The 16,218-nt window shown below is 68.4% G+C and carries 14 protein-coding genes; 8 read left to right on the forward strand and 6 right to left on the reverse strand.

Features of this window, described 5'->3' with window-relative positions; translation table 11 throughout:
- Positions 1 to 75: 75 nt before the first annotated feature.
- From CHC08_RS00160 to CHC08_RS00170, 3 genes are all read right to left on the reverse strand, one after another.
- Entirely contained in the window at positions 76 to 1,032 is a 957-nt protein-coding gene (locus tag CHC08_RS00160) for a C40 family peptidase (RefSeq protein WP_179281811.1), read from the reverse strand.
- Between the two features lie 121 nt (positions 1,033 to 1,153).
- The gene (locus CHC08_RS00165; RefSeq protein ID WP_089205058.1) at positions 1,154 to 1,771 is read right to left on the reverse strand and encodes a sensor domain-containing protein; all 618 of its coding nucleotides are present in this window, start codon (positions 1,769 to 1,771) and stop codon (positions 1,154 to 1,156) included.
- Between the two features lie 47 nt (positions 1,772 to 1,818).
- Positions 1,819 to 3,051: an NYN domain-containing protein gene (locus CHC08_RS00170; RefSeq protein WP_245878042.1), complete on the reverse strand. Its 1,233-nt coding sequence runs from the start codon at positions 3,049 to 3,051 to the stop codon at positions 1,819 to 1,821.
- Positions 3,052 to 3,321: 270 nt separating this feature from the next.
- On the opposite strand from CHC08_RS00170, the gene CHC08_RS00175 reads away from it, so the two are divergent.
- From CHC08_RS00175 to CHC08_RS00185, 3 genes are all read left to right on the forward strand, one after another.
- Positions 3,322 to 4,452, forward strand: coding sequence for a phosphotransferase family protein (locus CHC08_RS00175; protein ID WP_089205060.1), 1,131 nt, complete (start codon positions 3,322 to 3,324; stop codon positions 4,450 to 4,452).
- A gap of 81 nt (positions 4,453 to 4,533) precedes the next feature.
- Positions 4,534 to 6,258 carry a DEDD exonuclease domain-containing protein gene (locus CHC08_RS00180; RefSeq protein WP_089205061.1) on the forward strand — a complete coding sequence of 575 codons (1,725 nt, stop codon included), beginning with the start codon at positions 4,534 to 4,536 and terminating at the stop codon, positions 6,256 to 6,258.
- A gap of 46 nt (positions 6,259 to 6,304) precedes the next feature.
- Positions 6,305 to 6,592, forward strand: a complete 288-nt coding sequence (locus CHC08_RS00185) for an Lrp/AsnC family transcriptional regulator (RefSeq protein WP_089205062.1) — start codon at positions 6,305 to 6,307, stop codon at positions 6,590 to 6,592.
- A gap of 71 nt (positions 6,593 to 6,663) precedes the next feature.
- Here the strand turns inward: CHC08_RS00185 and trpD are convergent, their stop codons facing one another.
- Together trpD and CHC08_RS00195 are read right to left on the reverse strand one after the other, a co-directional pair.
- Positions 6,664 to 7,710, reverse strand: a complete 1,047-nt coding sequence (trpD, locus tag CHC08_RS00190; protein WP_089205063.1) for an anthranilate phosphoribosyltransferase — start codon at positions 7,708 to 7,710, stop codon at positions 6,664 to 6,666.
- Positions 7,711 to 7,729: 19 nt separating this feature from the next.
- On the reverse strand, positions 7,730 to 8,128 hold the full coding sequence (locus tag CHC08_RS00195; RefSeq protein ID WP_089205367.1) for a DNA-binding transcriptional response regulator: 399 nt from the start codon (positions 8,126 to 8,128) through the stop codon (positions 7,730 to 7,732).
- A 208-nt stretch (positions 8,129 to 8,336) separates the two neighbouring features.
- Between CHC08_RS00195 and ctaE the strand changes: the two genes are divergently transcribed.
- The 5 genes from ctaE to qcrB (CHC08_RS00220) all read left to right on the forward strand — a co-directional run bounded on the left by ctaE (position 8,337) and on the right by qcrB (CHC08_RS00220) (position 14,475).
- Positions 8,337 to 8,954: an aa3-type cytochrome oxidase subunit III gene (gene ctaE, locus CHC08_RS00200; RefSeq protein ID WP_089205064.1), complete on the forward strand. Its 618-nt coding sequence runs from the start codon at positions 8,337 to 8,339 to the stop codon at positions 8,952 to 8,954.
- A 16-nt stretch (positions 8,955 to 8,970) separates the two neighbouring features.
- Positions 8,971 to 9,783, forward strand: coding sequence for a cytochrome bc1 complex diheme cytochrome c subunit (qcrC, locus tag CHC08_RS00205; protein ID WP_089205065.1), 813 nt, complete (start codon positions 8,971 to 8,973; stop codon positions 9,781 to 9,783).
- Positions 9,780 to 10,889 carry a cytochrome bc1 complex Rieske iron-sulfur subunit gene (gene qcrA, locus CHC08_RS00210; protein ID WP_089205066.1) on the forward strand — a complete coding sequence of 370 codons (1,110 nt, stop codon included), beginning with the start codon at positions 9,780 to 9,782 and terminating at the stop codon, positions 10,887 to 10,889. The genes qcrC and qcrA overlap by 4 nt, the downstream gene beginning before the upstream one ends.
- Positions 10,886 to 12,547 carry a cytochrome bc1 complex cytochrome b subunit gene (qcrB, locus tag CHC08_RS00215; protein ID WP_089205067.1) on the forward strand — a complete coding sequence of 554 codons (1,662 nt, stop codon included), beginning with the start codon at positions 10,886 to 10,888 and terminating at the stop codon, positions 12,545 to 12,547. Before qcrA ends, qcrB (CHC08_RS00215) begins: the two co-directional genes overlap by 4 nt.
- 266 nt (positions 12,548 to 12,813) lie before the next feature.
- Positions 12,814 to 14,475: a cytochrome bc1 complex cytochrome b subunit gene (gene qcrB, locus CHC08_RS00220; RefSeq protein ID WP_089205068.1), complete on the forward strand. Its 1,662-nt coding sequence runs from the start codon at positions 12,814 to 12,816 to the stop codon at positions 14,473 to 14,475.
- 416 nt (positions 14,476 to 14,891) lie between these two features.
- Here qcrB (CHC08_RS00220) and CHC08_RS00225 read toward each other — a convergent pair whose 3' ends face one another.
- Positions 14,892 to 16,142 carry a L,D-transpeptidase gene (locus tag CHC08_RS00225; protein WP_245878044.1) on the reverse strand — a complete coding sequence of 417 codons (1,251 nt, stop codon included), beginning with the start codon at positions 16,140 to 16,142 and terminating at the stop codon, positions 14,892 to 14,894.
- Positions 16,143 to 16,218: the final 76 nt, after the last annotated feature.

The raw sequence follows: 16,218 nt of genomic DNA on the forward strand, positions 1-16,218 counted from the left end.
CGTCCGGCTCTCACAGAAATGTCCCCCGGGGCAGGCCCAGGGGGACATTTCATCGAGAACCCGCAAGGGCACGTATCAGGGGCGGACGGCTCCGACGAAGTTGCGGCCGTAGGAGGACAGGGGGACGACCTTGACGACGTCTCCGGTCTGGGGAGCGTGGACCATCTGGCCGTTGCCCGCGTACATGCCGACGTGACCGAGGCCCTCGCTGAAGAGGAGGTCACCGGGCTGGAGGTCGTTCAGGGAGACCTTGCGGCTCGCGCCCCAGCTCCACTGCTCCCAGGTCGTACGGGGAAGGTTGACCCCGCCGCTGTTCCAGGAGGCCTGGATGAGACCGGAGCAGTCCCAGCCGCTCGGGCCGGTGCCTCCGTACCGGTACGGCTTGCCGATCTGGGCGAAGGCGAAGGCCAGGGCGGCTCGCGCGTTGCCGGAGGCCGAGCCGGTGTACTGGACTCCGGAGCCGTTGGGGTTGCCCACCTGGAAGGCGTTGAGCTCACGCAGGATCTTCGTCTGGGCCTTGACCATCTTGTCGGCCTTGGCCTTCTCGCCCGACAGCTCGTCACGCGTCTCGTCGGCCTCCGCCAATGCCTTCTTGGCGCCGTCACGACTGTCCCGCAGCGACTTGGTCGCCTCGTCGAAGGCGTTCAGGGACTCGGCGCGAGAGGCCGAGAGCTGGTCGACGGCGGCCATGCCGTTCAGCAGGTCATCCGGGTCGGCCTGGTTGACCAGGCCTTCCCAGCCGCTCACCATGCCGACCTGATAGGTGCTGACGGCCATCGTGACGAGCTCCTTGCGCAGTCCGGCGACCTTCTCACCCTGTCGGGTGAGCTCGCCGTTCAGCGTCTCGTACTTCTTCTTGGCCTTCTTCCACTTCTCAGCGGCCTGGTTGTACTTCTCGACGACCGCGTCAGCCTGGTCGTTGAGTTTCTCCAGCTTCGCCTTGGCCTGGGCGACCGTCGGCTTTGGCTCGGCGGACGCACCGCCCATGGGCAACGTCAGCAGCGCGAGGGCAAGCCCCGCGGCCAACGGCATCCGAATCAATCTAACCGGCATACCCGCCACGGCCACGACGACGCCTCCCGACTGCAAAGCCCTGCGTCGGAATAGTACAGAGTAAGTAAGGTACAACTCACCTTTTCAGCCGTTTTGTTCACTACTCACAGGTAGCGACACCACAGATCTTCGCGGTCATCGTCCTGGCGTCGCGCAGCTGGCCGGCCCAGTCTCGCCTGGCCGGCGCGGAGTACTCCCCGGCCCAGAGGTAGACGAACACGGCGTTGGCCTTCCTCACCAACACGCTCCGGTCACCGCCGACGCCGGCCTTCCCGCCGTAGTAGACCTGCCCTGAGACCTTCAGCGCCTCGTCCCCGAGACCGGTCACGGGCGTGGAGGCGTAGCGGTAGCCGGCGCCCGAGTCCGTCCTGGACCTGCACGCCGCCAGGGCCGCGCGGACCTGGGTGACGGCCTTCCTGGCTGCCGCCTGCGAGCCGTACAGGATCACCTGCTCGACCTTCATGAAGTCCGGCACGCCGGTGAACGTCACCGTCCGCGCGGCCGCACGGCCGGTCCCGCCGAGGGCGGCCTTGTCGCACGGGTTCATCGCCAGCCGGGTTTTTGGTGAGTTGCCGACCTTCCAGTTGGTCTCGGGGTCGTTGTCCTTCTTGGCCGCGGCCTTCTCGTAGAGCAGGAAGCCCTTGGGGATGGCGGGCGCCGTGGCGGCGGCCGTACCGGCAACGAGCGCGACGCAGACCAGCGCTATGATCTTCTTCATCGAATCAACCTCCAGGTGTGATCCGATGCACCATAAGGTCAAAAAGTTCAGGCCCGCCCGAGACGACGTAAAAGTAATACGGAAGGCACCGGCCGGGCCCCCATACGGCGGACCGAATCGGCCACCTCACGGTCGGAGGAGACGACGGCGACCGCGCGTCCCGCGGGCTCGGCGCGGACCAGCTGGCGGATCAGGTCGTCGGCGATCTGACCGGGGGCGCTGAACAGCACCCGGACGCCCCGGGGAGCCGACATCGGAACCGGGCCGTTCAACTCCGCGCCGTCGAAGACGCAGGTCAGCTCGGTGCGGGTCTGCGCGTACAGCGCGCCGAGGCCGGTGAGCAGGCGGTTGCGCTGGTCGGCGAGGGTGAACGTGCCGTAGCCGGTCTTGGTCACGTTGTAGCCGTCCACGATCAGGTGGATCTGCGGCAGCGCGAGCAGCTGGTCGAGCAGGGCGGGGTCGTCGTCGGCGAGCGCCCGCGCGGGCACCCCCTGGACCCCCTGCCTGCCGGGCGCGACCGAGGCCACCGAGTCGGCGGGCCTGTGGATGCTGGAGGGCAGGGCCAGCTCCCTGCGCAGCCCGGCCGCGGCGTCCTGGAGCGCGTCGAGCAGCATGCGGACCTTGGTGTCCTCCACGCTGCGGCCCTCGCGGGCCGCCCGGCGGGTGGACTCCAGCTGCCGCTCGGCATCGGCCAGGCGCTCGCGGAGGCGTCGCAGCTCGCTCTCCCCCGCGCTTCCCGCCGAGACCGCGAGGGCCATGGCCTCCTGGGCGGTCTCCTGCACCTCGGCGGCCCGCTTCTCGGCCGTCTTCGCCCGCTCGCGGGCGTCGTGCAGCTTGCGGCGCAGGTCGGAGATCTCCGACCGGGCGACCTTGAGCTGCTCGCGCAGCCGGTCGGCCTCCTCCTTGGTCGCGGTCTTCTGAGCGGCGAGCTGCTCGCGCAGCCGCTGGAGCGTCTGCTCCTGCGCCGACCCCTCGGCCGCGGCCGCCGACTGCTCCAGATCCGCGCGAGCGGCCTCCACCATCTCCGCCCAGCCCGGTGGCCGGGTCAGATACGCGGCGGCGGCGACCAGGACGGGCTCGGCCGCCGGGGGTACGACGCCCTCGGCGAGGCTCGTGATCAGCTCGGGCCAGCCCGCGCTCAGCGTCTCGGCGACCAGCTCGCGGAACTTCTTGTCTGTCTCCAGCTGGGCGGCGATCGGCGCGCTGCCCAGCTTGGCCCGCTTTCTGGGGTCGAACTTGGCGATTCCCCTGAGAGGAAGGGGAATCGTGGCAGCGGGCATCGACCCGAGGATCTGGGATGCCAGCTCCACGACGTGTAAGCGAACCTGCTCAGGTAGCGGACGAGACAGGCCCTCTCCGGCTGAACTCATCACGGCCCCTACTCGGATTGGTCTTCTCGTCAAGGGTACGGCTACCGCACCCTGACCCCGACCTGACCGGAAGTCCGGAAAGATCCGTCTTGATGGTGAATTCTTTATGGACAAGCGCTTGCTACCAGGTATACGACTGTGATCACTGACTTGTGACGCACGCCACCCGGGGAGAGCGCGATGGAAGACGCGACCGAAGAGCGCCCGCAGGCCGAACAGATGCGCACCTCCACCCGTGACCTCGATGAGCTGCGCGAGCGGCTGGAGTCCTGGCTGACCGGCCGCCTGGGCTGTCCCGTCACGGTGTCACGGCTCTCCCACCCCGACGGCAACGGCCTGTCCAGCGAGACGCTGATCTTCGACGCCCTCCGGGGCACCGCCGAGGACGCGCAGGAGCTCCGGTACGTCGCCCGGATGGCTCCGGCGAGCGAGGCGATGCCGGTCTTCCCGGACTACGACCTCGGCAGGCAGTTCGACGTCATGCGGATGGTCAGGGAGCGCGCGGGGGTGCTCGCGCCGCGGCCCCTGTGGTTCGAACCGGACCCGGAGCCGATGGGCGCCCCGTTCTTCGTGATGGAGCGGCTCTTCGGCGACGTGCCGCCGGACGTGACGCCCTACACCTTCCAGGGCTGGCTGCTGGACGCCTCCCCCGCCAACCGGGGACGGCTGCAGCGTCGAAGCGTCGAGATCCTGGCCAGGCTGCACGACACCGTCTTCACCGCCGAGGAACTGAGGCCGCTGGAGATCGCCGGGCCCGGCGGATCCGCGTTGCGCAGGCACGTCGACAACCAGCGGACCTACTACGACTGGGCGCACGGCTCGATGCGGATCCCACTGCTGGAACGGGCGTTCGACTGGCTGGAGGACCACTGGCCGGCCGCCTTGGGGCCCGACGTGCTGAGCTGGGGGGACGCGCGCATCGGAAACGTGATCTACAGGGACTTCACGCCGGTGGGGGTGCTGGACTGGGAGATGGCCACCGTCGCCCCCCGCGAGCTGGACCTCGCCTGGATGATCTTCCTGCACCAGTTCTTCCAGGAGGTCGCCGAGGTCTTCGAGCTGCCCGGCCTGCCGGACTTCATGCGGCGCGAGGACGTCTGCCGGACGTACCGGGAGATCACCGGCTACGAGCCGCGCGACATGGAGTTCTACGAGATGTACGCCGCGCTCAGGCACGGCGTCATCATGGCCCGCGTCTGGCAGCGCCGGGTCCACTTCGGCGAGCAGCCCATGCCCGAGGACCCCGACGACCTGGTCCTGCACCGGGCCGCCCTCGAGCGGATGCTGGACGGGAGCTACTGGCGGCCGTAACCGGTGCACCCCGATGGGGACCCCGGAGCGGCAAATGTCGGTCGGGGCTTCTATGGTCGTGAACCGTGGAGGTCATGAACTGTGAAGAACTCCGTACAGGGAACGCTGGACGAGCTGGGCATGCCGCTCAGCCAGATCACGTTCGTCGTGTTCGACCTGGAGACGACCGGCGTCTCGGCGGGCGAGCACGCGATCACGGAGATCGGGGCGGTCAAGGTCCGGGGCGGTGAGGTGCTCGGCGAGTTCGCGACCCTGGTCGACCCCGGCTCGCCGATCCCGCCGTTCATCTCGGTGCTGACCGGCATCACCGACAGCATGGTCGTGGCGGCGCCGAGGATCGAGTCGGTGCTGCCCTCGTTCCTGGAGTTCGCCCGCGGCGCCACCCTCGTGGCGCACAACGCCGGATTCGATCTGGGCTTCGTCAAGGCGGCCTGCGCCGCTCACGGCTACCCTCCGCCCCGCCACCCGGTGGTCGACACCGTCCTCCTGGCCCGCAGGCTGCTGACCCGCGACGAGGCTCCCAACTGCAAGCTGTCCACGCTGGCCAAGATCTTCAGCAGGACGGAGCCCTGCCACCGCGCGCTCGCCGACGCCCGCGCCACCATGGACGTGCTCCACGCCCTGCTGGAGCGGGCGGGCTCGTTCGGGGTGCACACCCTGGAGGAGCTGAAGGGTTTCGTCCGCGCGCCCACCACGGAGCAGCGCCGCAAGCGGCACCTGGCCGACGCCGTGCCCAGCAGCCCCGGCGTCTACATGTTCGAGGACTCCGGCGGCGACCTCCTCTACGTCGGCAAGAGCACGAACCTCCGCAACCGGGTCCGCAGCTATTTCACCGCCGGCGAGACGCGGCCCCGCGTCCGGGAGATGATCGGCATCGCCGAGCGGATCCGGACCATCGTCTGCGCGACCCCGCTGGAGGCCGAGGTCAGGGAGCTCAGGCTGATCGGCTCGGCCAAGCCGCGATACAACCGCAGGTCGCGCTTTCCGGAGAAGATGTTCTGGCTCAAACTCACCGACGAGCCGTTTCCCCGCCTGTCGATCGTCCGCGAGATCAAAGACGACAAGGCCGGCTATCTGGGCCCGTTCACCAGCACCCGTGCCGCCGAGGACGCCCGCACCGCGCTGTACGAGACGGTTCCCCTGCGGCAGTGCACCGAGAAGATGACCCTGCGGACCAGGCACTCCGCCTGCGCCCTCGCCGAGCTCGGCAGGTGCGGGGCGCCGTGCGAGGGCCGCCAGAGCCCCGAGGAGTACGGCCTGCACGTCGCGAGCGCCCGCCAGGCGATGGAGCTGGACGCCTCCGCGGTCTTCTCCGCGATCGAGGCCCGGATGGACCGTCTCGCCCTCGACCAGCGCTACGAGGAGGCCGCCGCCGACCGCGACCGGCTCGCCTCCTACATCCGCGCCTCGGCGCGCATGCAGAGACTGCGGGCGCTGACCGTGATCCCCCAGATGGTCGCGGCCAGCCCGGCGGGGGGCGGCGGCTGGGACATCCACGTCATCCGGTACGGCCGGCTGGCCTCGGCCGGGGTGATGCCGAAGGGCGCCCATCCCACCCTGTTCGTGGACGCCCTGGTGGCCACCGCCGAGACCGTCGTGCCGGGGCCGGGGCCCGTCCCCGCGGCCAGCATGGAGGAGACCGAGTGCGTCCTGCGCTGGCTGGAGACCCCGGGTGTGCGATTGGTGCAGGTCGAGGGCACCTGGAGCCTGCCCACCCTCGGCGCGGGCCGGCTCCAGGCCCGCATCGACCGCGCCTACCAGGCCGTCGAGCCCCGGCGGCCGCGCGAGGGCCGTCCGCTGCGCTGATAACTTCGAAGGTGGCAAGCCCCCGCACTCAACGAGGAGGAAACTCGTGGTCACCGCGATCGTTCACATCAACGCCGAGGTGGACCGGATCCCCGAGGTCGCCCAGACGATCGCCGAGATCGACGGGGTGAGCGAGGTCTACTCCATCACCGGGGAGTACGACCTGATGGCCATGGTCCGCGTCTCCGCCTACGAGGAGATCGCCGAGGTCATCCCCGGGCGCCTGAACAAGGTCGCCGGGGTGCTGCACACCGAGACCCACATCGCCTTCCGCACCTACTCCAGGCACGACCTGGACGCCGCCTTCTCGATCGGTCTCGGCGAGTCCGACTGACGTTCGCAGGCGACCGTCCCGGACCCGGAATCCCGGGCCGGGACGGCTTTTCGCGCGAGCGGGACAGTGGATCAGGACGGCTTCAGCGACCGGCTGAACGAGATCCAGCGTTCGAGGATGGCCGCGGCGGCGCCGGAGTCGACGGCCTGCGCGGCGCGTGCGTATCCGGCGGCCATCGCGGCGTCGAGGTCGTCGCCCGCGCCGTCCAGGGCGACCAGCGCGGCCGCCGCGTTGAGCAGCACCGCGTCACGGACCGCGCCGGTCTTGCCGTCGAGCAGGTCGTGCACGGCCCGCGCGTTGAACACCACGTCCCCGCCTCGCAACGCGTCCGCCGCCGACCGGGGAATGTCCAGCGCGGCCGGGTCGAAGACCGTCCGCGTGGCGGTCCCCTCGCGCACCACCCAGACCGTGGAGGTCGTCGCGGTGGTGAGCTCGTCCAGCCCGTCGTCGCCCCGGAACACCAGGGCGGACACCCCCCGCTCGGCGAAGACGCCCGCGACCACGGGAAGCATGCCCGGGTCGAAGATGCCGATCGCCTGGGCGGTGGGCCTGGCCGGGTTGGTCAGCGGGCCCAGGAAGTTGAAGACCGTCGGGATGCCGAGCTCCTTGCGCGGCGGCCCCGCGAAGCGCAGCGCCGGGTGGTAGACCGGCGCGAAGCAGAAGGCGATCCCCACCTCGACGGCGACCTTCGCGGTGTCGGCCGGGGACAGGTCGAGCATGATCCCCAGGTGCTCCAGCACGTCGGCCGCGCCGCAGGAGGACGACGCGGCGCGGTTGCCGTGCTTGACCACCCGGGCGCCCGCGGCGGCGGCCACGATCGCCGCCATGGTCGAGACGTTGACGGTGTGGGCCCGGTCGCCGCCGGTGCCGACGACGTCGACGATGGGTCCCTCCACCGTCAGCGGGGTGGCCCGCTCCAGCATCGTGCGCGCCAGACCCGTCACCTCCGCGACCGTCTCCCCCTTCGCGCGCAGCGCCACCGCGAAGCCCGCGATCTGCGCGGACGTGGCGGAGCCGGACATGATCTCGTTCATCGCCCAGGCGGCTTCGTCGGCCGTCAGGTTCTCACCGGCGAGCAGGGCCGACAACAGCGCGGGCCAGGTGGTGCGCGCGTCCATGGGGTGTCTCCAGGGGGTTCTACCGGGCGGTCAGATGAGTGGAGAGGCGGTGGCGCATCAGGTCGGCGACGGCTTCGGCAAGGGCCACGGGGTCGATCGGCTGCGGCACGACGGCCTCGGCGCGCGACCACTCGGCCAGCCATCGGTCGTCACGGCGGGCGATCAGCAGGCAGATCGGCGGGCAGTCGTGAACCTCGTCCTTGGCCTGACGGGCCACGCCCATGCCACCGGCCGGCTGGGCCTCGGCGTCGAGCACGGCGACGTCGATCTCACCCGAGTCGAAGTGCTGGATGACCTTGGCATGGGTGGCGCACTCCACGATCTCCACAAGAGGCACGTCTGCGGCGGGGCGACGGCCGATCGCCTGCCGCACCTTCTCGCGGGTGCTCGCGTCGTCGCTGTAGACGAGGACCCTCATCTTGTCGTCGGTGCTCACGGTCGCACTCACTATCCCTCGTCGATATCCCTCGTCGATGTATGGTCACCTGGGATGCTACCGGTCAGCTCGCCTGGAGACCCAGGCCGGAGTCATCGGTGAGCGAATTGCCCCATACGTCCGCATTGGGGTTACGTTTGCCCCCCCTATCGGGGGGTCGTGCGGCGACCCGAGCAGGGGAACCGCAATAATGCTGCCCGTGGCGACAGCATCCGCAATTTCAACGACGACGGCAGCACATTCGTCCCGCAGACCCGATCTGGTCAGCGTGGGGACGATCGTCTGGCTGTCCTCCGAGCTCATGTTCTTCGCGGCGCTGTTCGCGATGTACTTCACCATCCGGTCAGTGAGCCTCGGCCAGGGTCTGCCCTGGCCGGAGGCCGAGCTGAACGTCCCGTTCTCATTGGTCAACACGATCATCCTGGTCCTGTCGAGTGTGACCTGCCAGATGGGCGTGTGGGCGGCTGAGAAGGGCCAGGTCGCCAAGCTGCGCTTCTGGTACATCCTCAGCTTCCTGATGGGGGCCACGTTCGTCGGCGGCCAGCTGTACGAGTACAGCCAGCTGGTCCATGAAGGGCACACCCTGTCGCACTCCGCGTACGACTCGGTGTTCTATCTGGCCACGGGCTTCCACGGCCTCCACGTGACCGGTGGACTGATCGCGTTCCTCTTCATGCTGGGACGCACGTACGCCGCGAAGCGCTTTACCCGTGAGCAGGCGACCAGCGCCATCGTCGTGTCCTACTACTGGCACTTCGTCGACGTGGTCTGGATCGGCCTTTTCGTGACCATCTACGGCATTCAATAAGGAATCGGGGATCTCTGTGAATAGGATCACCGCTAGGCGGCGGCATCCCCTCGCGAGATACGCCGTCCTGCTCTTGGCCCTGGTGCTGATCGGGGGGTTCTACACCCTGGTGACCGCCAAATCGAACGAGCGGGCCGATGCGGCCATCGCCTCCGGCAAGGCCGACGACGTCGCCGAGGGAAAGAAGCTCTTCGAGCTGAGCTGCTCCAGCTGCCACGGACTCAACGCCGAGGGCACCAAGCAGGGCCCGACCCTCGTCGGCGTCGGCGCGGCCGCCGTGGACTTCCAGGTCAGCAGCGGCCGCATGCCCATGGCCAACCCCGGCCCCCAGGCACCTCGCAAGCAGCCGGCGCCCTGGGTCAACGAGACGACCATCAGGCAGCTCGCGGCCTACGTGCAGTCCCTCGGCGGCGGCCCCGCCGTCCCCGGGAACGAGCAGGTCGACGCCGCCCTGGGCGACAAGGCGAAGGGCGGGGAGCTGTTCCGTGCGAACTGCATCCAGTGCCACAACTTCGTCGGCGCGGGCGGCGCCCTGACTCAGGGCAAGCACGCTCCGCCGCTGCACGAGGCCACCGAGAGGCAGATCTACGAGGCCATGATCACCGGCCCGCAGGCGATGCCGGTGTTCAACGACAGCATCATCACCCCCCAGCAGAAGCGGGACATGATCGCCTACATCGTGGGCGTGCGTGACGAGCCCAATCCGGGCGGTGCGGGTCTCGGCCGCGTCGGCCCGGTCACCGAGGGTCTGGTGGCCTGGATCGTGGGCATCAGCCTGCTCATTCTGGCCGCCATCTGGATCACCGCGAAGAAGCGACAGGCCCAATGACTGACAACAATCACGACATCGAGCAGCCCGAAGAGCGCGTGCCAAGGCGCGTGATCGGCACCCCCTCCCCCGCCGCAGGCAACTCCCTGCTCGGAGCCGAGGAGCCGGCGACCGAGGAGGTCGACGTTCCCGGCGTGGTCCTCCAGGACGAGAGGACGGCGAAGAAGGGCGAGAAGTTCGCCGCCCTCCTCTTTGTCATCGCCTTCCTGTCGGGCCTCGGCTTCATCGTCTCCTACGTGGTGTTCCAGGTCGGTGACGTCGAGAAGACGCAGGTCTCCAACCTGGCCCTGGGCGGCACGCTCACCCTGACGCTGCTGGCGCTGGCCGCGGGCATCGTGGTCTGGGTGCGCCTGATCATGCCGAAGTACAGCCTGGTCCAGGAGCGCCACCCGATGGTCTCCGACCCCGAGGCCCGCGAGTACGTCGGCGAGACCTTCCTGCAGGGCGCCAAGGAGAGCGGCATCACCAAGCGGCCGCTGCTCCGCCGTACGCTGCTGATCGCCGCCGCCCCGCTGGGCGTGGCACCGCTGGTCCTTCTCCGGGACCTCGGCCCGCCCCACACCAACTTCCCCAGCAAGCTCCGGCACACCGTCTGGGGAGAGAAGACCAAGGACGGCAAGCCCCGCAAGCTCGTCGTCGAGGGAACCGGCGCGCCCATCCGCGCGGCGGACTTCAACTCCCCCGGCGGCATCCTGTCGGTGGTGCCCGAGGGCTTCGAGCACGACCTGAACGCCCTGGCCAAGGCCACCCTGATCCTGATCAAGTTCCGTCCGGAAGAGATCAAGTCGGGGACGAACAAGAACTGGGCGCCCAACTCGATCGTCGCGTACTCGAAGATCTGCACGCACGTCGGCTGCCCCGCGGCCCTCTACGAGCAGACCACGCACCACATCCTGTGCCCGTGCCACCAGTCGACCTTCGACGCCGCCGACGGCGCCAAGGTCATCTTCGGACCCGCGGCCCGGCCCCTGCCCCAGCTACCCATCGCCGTCGACAGCGAGGGATACCTCGTCGCCACGGCAGACTTCGCCGTCCCCGTCGGTCCCAGCTTCTGGGAGCGCGGCGACGCCGAGGCCGAGGTCCGTGAAAAGGGAGGCCACGCGTGAGCACCGGACCCGTCCCGAAGCCCATCGCGGGCCCGAGCAACTTCATCGACGAACGCATCGGCGCGGGAACCTTCCTCAAGCGCAACCTGCGGAAGGTCTTCCCCGACCACTGGTCGTTCCTGCTGGGTGAGATCGCTCTCTACTCGTTCATCATCCTGCTGCTGACCGGTACGTTCCTGACGTTCTTCTTCAAGCCCAGCATGGGTCACACCGTCTACGAGGGCTCCTACGACGCCCTCAAGGGCGTCACGATGTCCGAGGCGTACGCCTCGTCGCTGCACATCAGCTTCGACATCCGTGGCGGCCTGCTGATGCGGCAGATGCACCACTGGGCGGCCCTGCTGTTCACCGCCGGCATGATGGTGCACGCGCTCCGAGTGTTCTTCACCGGTGCGTACCGCAAGCCGCGCGAGCTCAACTGGCTGATCGGCGTCCTGCTGCTCACGCTGGCCCTGCTCGAAGGTCTGACCGGCTACTCCCTGCCCGACGACCTGCTCTCCGGCGCCGGTCTGAGGATCACCGAGGGCGTGGCGATCTCCTTGCCGCTGGTCGGCACGTGGATCACGTTCTTCCTCTTCGGCGGGGAGTATCCCGGCGAAGATGTGATCTCGCGGTTCTACTCGCTGCACATCCTGCTCATCCCGGGCATCCTGCTGGCGCTCATCACCGCTCACATGATCCTGATGTGGGTGCAGAAGCACACGCAGATGCCGGGCAAGGGCCGCACGAACGAGAACGTGGTCGGCGCGCCGTTCTACCCGGCCTTCATGGCCAAGGCCGGCGCCTACTTCATGTTCACCTTCGGCGTGATCGCGCTGCTGGGCACCTTCGCCCAGATCAACCCGATCTGGCTCTTCGGCCCCTACAACCCGGCGAACATCTCCGCCGGGTCGCAGCCCGACTTCTACATGGGCTTCCTTGAGGGCGCGCTCCGCCTGATGCCCGCCTGGGAGATCAACCTCTTCGGGGGGTCGGGCGGCACGTTACCGATGAACGTGCTGATACCGGCGCTGGTCCCGATGGGCATCATCATGACGGGCCTGGCCCTGTATCCGTTCCTCGAACAGTGGGTCACCGGGGACCGCCGCGAGCACCACGTCGTGGACCGTCCCCGCAACAACCCGCACCGCACCTCGATCGGCATGTCCGCGATCACCTTCTACGGCCTGCTCTGGCTGCTGGGTGCCAACGACGAGATCGCCGCGTTCTTCTCGGTCTCGCTGAACTGGACGACCTACGTCGGCCGGGTCCTGATCTTCGTGGGCCCGTTCCTGGCGTACGTCATCACCTACCGGACCTGCCTGGGCCTGCAGCGCAAGGACGCGGACATCATCGGCCACGGCGTGGAATCCGGCGTGATCAAGCGCCTGCCCAGTGGCGAGTACATCGAGGTGCACGTCCCACCGCACCCGGCCATCGAGGCCCTCATGCGGGACAAGAAGCCGGTCCCGATCATCGCCGGGGCCGACAGCGACGACCCCGACGGCGACGGCATCCCCTCGAAGGGGATGCGCAGCCCGCTCGGCAAGCTCCGCGCCAAGATGAGCAAGGCCTACGGCGGCGAGAAGATCGCCCTCACCGACGGCCACGCTCACGGCCACGAGGAGCACGCGGCCGTGGGCTCGGGCGAAGACGACAAGCCTTCCCTGACCCACTGACCGATCACCGCTGACGCCACAGCCGAGGCCCGGACACCACACGGTGTCCGGGCCTCGACGTTTTCCGGAACCGCGGCGCCGCCGAGATCGTCTCCCGTCCGGTGGACCCCATTTACCCAGGTCAGAGACCGTTGTGGATAATTGAGATATACCGCGTAGCCACGACAGACATATCCCGTCGCCGCGACAGGCTCCGCCGTAGTTGGTCCCAGCCGCTGGGATCGTGGCGACACCGAGGCCGAGGTCCGTGAGAACGGAGGCCACGCATGAGCGTCGGACCTGTCCCGAAGCCCATCGCGGGCGTGAGCAATTTCATCGACGAACGCATCGGCGCGGGAAACTTCCTCAAACGCAACCTGCGGAAGATCTTCCCCGACCACTGGTCGTTCCTGCTCGGGGAGGTCGCGCTCTACTCGTTCGTCATCCTGCTGCTGACCGGCACGTTCCTGACGTTCTTCTTCAGGCCCAGCATGGGCGACGTCGTCTACAACGGCTCCTACCAGCCGCTACAGGGCATCACGATGTCCGAGGCGTACGCCTCGTCGCTGCACATCAGCTTCGACGTCCGCGGCGGCCTGCTGATGCGGCAGATGCACCACTGGGCCGCCCTGCTCTTCATCGCCGGCCTGATGGTGCACGCCCTGCGGGTGTTCTTCACCGGCGCCTACCGCAAGCCGCGCGAGCTCAACTGGCTGATCGGCGTCGTCCTGTTCACGCTGGCCCTGTTCGAGGGGTTGACCGGCTACTCCCTGCCCGACGACCTGCTCTCCGGCGCCGGCCTGCGGATCACCCAGGGCGTGATTCTCTCGCTGCCCGTGGTCGGCACGTGGCTCTCCTTCTTCCTCTTCGGCGGCGAGTATCCCGGTGCGGACGTGATCTCGCGGTTCTACTCGATCCACATCCTGCTCATCCCCGGCCTCCTGCTGGCGCTCATCACCGCTCACCTGATCCTGATGTGGGTGCAGAAGCACACCCAGATGCCGGGCAAGGGCCGCACGAACGAGAACGTGGTGGGAGGCCCGTTCTACCCGTCCTTCATGGCCAAGTCGGGCGCCTACTTCATGTTCACCTTCGGCGTGATCGCGCTGCTGGGCACCGCCGCCCAGATCAACCCGATCTGGCTGTTCGGCCCCTACACGCCGTCGGACATCTCGGCGGGCTCCCAGCCCGACTTCTACATGGGCTTCCTTGAGGGCTCACTCCGCCTGATGCCCGCCTGGGAGATCAACCTCTTCGGGACGGCGGGCGGCACGTTACCGCTGAACGTGCTGATCCCGGCGCTGGTCCCGCTGGGCATCATCCTGACGGGCATGGCCCTGTATCCCTTCGTGGAGCGGTGGGTCACCGGGGACAACCGCGAGCACCACGTCGTGGACCGTCCCCGCAACAACCCGCACCGCACCTCGATCGGCATGACGGCGATCACCTTCTACGGCCTGCTCTGGCTGATGGGCGCCAACGACGAGATCGCCGCGTTCTTCCAGGTCTCGCTGAACGTGACGACCTACGTCGGTCGCGTCCTGATCATCGTGGGCCCGATTCTGGCGTACGTCATCACCTACCGGATCTGCCTGGGCCTGCAGCGCATCGACGCGGCCACCATCGACCACGGCGTGGAGACAGGCGTGATCAAGCGCCTGCCCGACGGCGAGTACATCGAGGTGCACGCCCCGCCGGATCCGGGCATCGAGGCCCGCGTCCGGGACAAGAAGCCGGTCCCGATCATCGCCGGGGCCGACGGCGACACCCCCGACGGTGACGGCATCCCTTCCGAGAAGATGCGCCATCCGCTCGGCAGGCTCCGCGCCAAGATGAGCAGGGCCTACGGCGGCGAGAAGATCGCCCTCACCGACGGCCACGGCGAGGACCAGGAGAAGCACGCGGCCGTCGGCCCGGGCGAGGACGACACGTCCTCTCCGGCCCGCTGACCGATCATCACCGGCCCCACAGCCGGGCCATCGGCCGACGGCACGGGTCCGGCTGCACGGCCGCCCGAGGACGTCACGGTCATCTCTGTGCGCTTCAGGGGGCTTCAGGGAGCCGCCACGGCCGCGGCTGGGCTTCTTTCCTCAACAGACGTCAGTGGTCACGTCAGCGTGCTTCAGGGAGCCGCCACGGACGCAACCGGGCCGCTCAGGGCACCGCGGGTCAGGCGGACCCGCTCAGGGAGGTCACGGTTACGTCTGTACGCCTCGGAGAGCGGCCACGGTCGTGACCGGGCCGCTCAGGGCGCTCACGGGGTCAGGGCAAAGACCACTCAAGGAACGCCAGGGGTCAGAAGGCCGCTCAGGGCGCCACGGATCAGGCAGGCCGCTCGGGGAACGCCACGGTCACGCCTGGACGCTCAGACGTCCTCGGTGGTGAAGTGCTTGACGCTGCTCCACTTGAGCCACTCTTTCCAGTTCTCCTGCCAGTGGCCCCAGCCGTTCGTGGGCTCCAGCGGGCGGGGCGAGCCGGTGATGATGATCGGGTCCCCGATCAGGGTGTTGTCGATGAACCACTTGGCGTTGTCGGGGCTGACGTTGACGCAGCCGTGGCTCACGTTGGAGTAGCCCTGGGAACCGACCGACCACGGGGCGCTGTGGATGTACTCACCGCTGTTGGAGATGCGGACGGTGTTGTAGACGGTCATCTGGTAGTAGCCGGCCGAGCCGGGCCCGATGCCGGGGGAGGTCATGACGGTGACCGGCTCGCGGGACATGGCCAGGTGTATGCCGCTGGTCGTGTGGTACTTCCAGACGCCGCCCTGGCCCGCGCTCATGGGCATCCGGCGGACCGTCTTGCCGTCGCGCTTCACGGTGAGCTGGTGGGAGTTGGTGCTGCCCCGGGTGATCTGGGAGCGGCCGACCTTGAAGTCGATCTCCTGGTTCCGCTTGCCGTACAGGCCCGCGCCGCCGCGCACTCCCGCGAGACGGGCCTCGACCCGGACCTTGGTGCGGGCCGGCCAGAAGTGCTTCGGGCGGAAGTGCACGGTCTTGTTGTCGAACCAGTGCCACGCCCCGAGGACCGGCTTGGACGTGTGGATGAACAGATTCCGCTCGACGGAGACGCGATCGGTGATGTCCTTGTCGAAGGTGATCATCACCGGCATGCCGACACCGACGGTCAGGCCGGTCGTGTCCTTGCTCGGCATGAGGCTCTCGATGGCGAAGGTCCCCTTTTCCTTCACGGTGGAGAAGGAGCTGGTCTTCCGGGTGACCGCGCCCGCCGCGTTCAACGCCGTCACGGTGACCTCGTAGGAGGCTCCTGGTGCCGCTGTGCCGCGGCTGCGCCACTGGGTGTGGTCAGCGCTCAGAACGCCCTGCAGAGAGCCCTGTGCGCCCTTGACGGCCTTCACGGTGACCTCTTTCAGGGTCCCGCCGTCCGCGGCGACCATGATGGTCGTGTCCGTCGGCACGTCGCGCGTCCTGTCGAGGGGGGTCACGGCCACGGCGGCGTTGGCATGTTGCGGAACGCCCCCGGCGTCGTCGTTCTTGACGGCGGTGGTCGACGAACATGAGGTCGCCAGCACCAGGACCAGCAATCCCGCCCCCTGGATCGAACCACGGATCGCGTGCCCCACTTGAACTCCCCTGTCCAGGACTGATCTGCTCATCCTGTTATTACCCGGAGTAAGCGATTGACCACATAAGACATCCGACCAGAGGTGCTAATAAACGCCAAAAAACGGA

The sequence above is a fragment of the Streptosporangium subroseum genome, assembly GCF_900188345.1.
Taxonomy (GTDB): domain Bacteria; phylum Actinomycetota; class Actinomycetes; order Streptosporangiales; family Streptosporangiaceae; genus Streptosporangium; species Streptosporangium subroseum.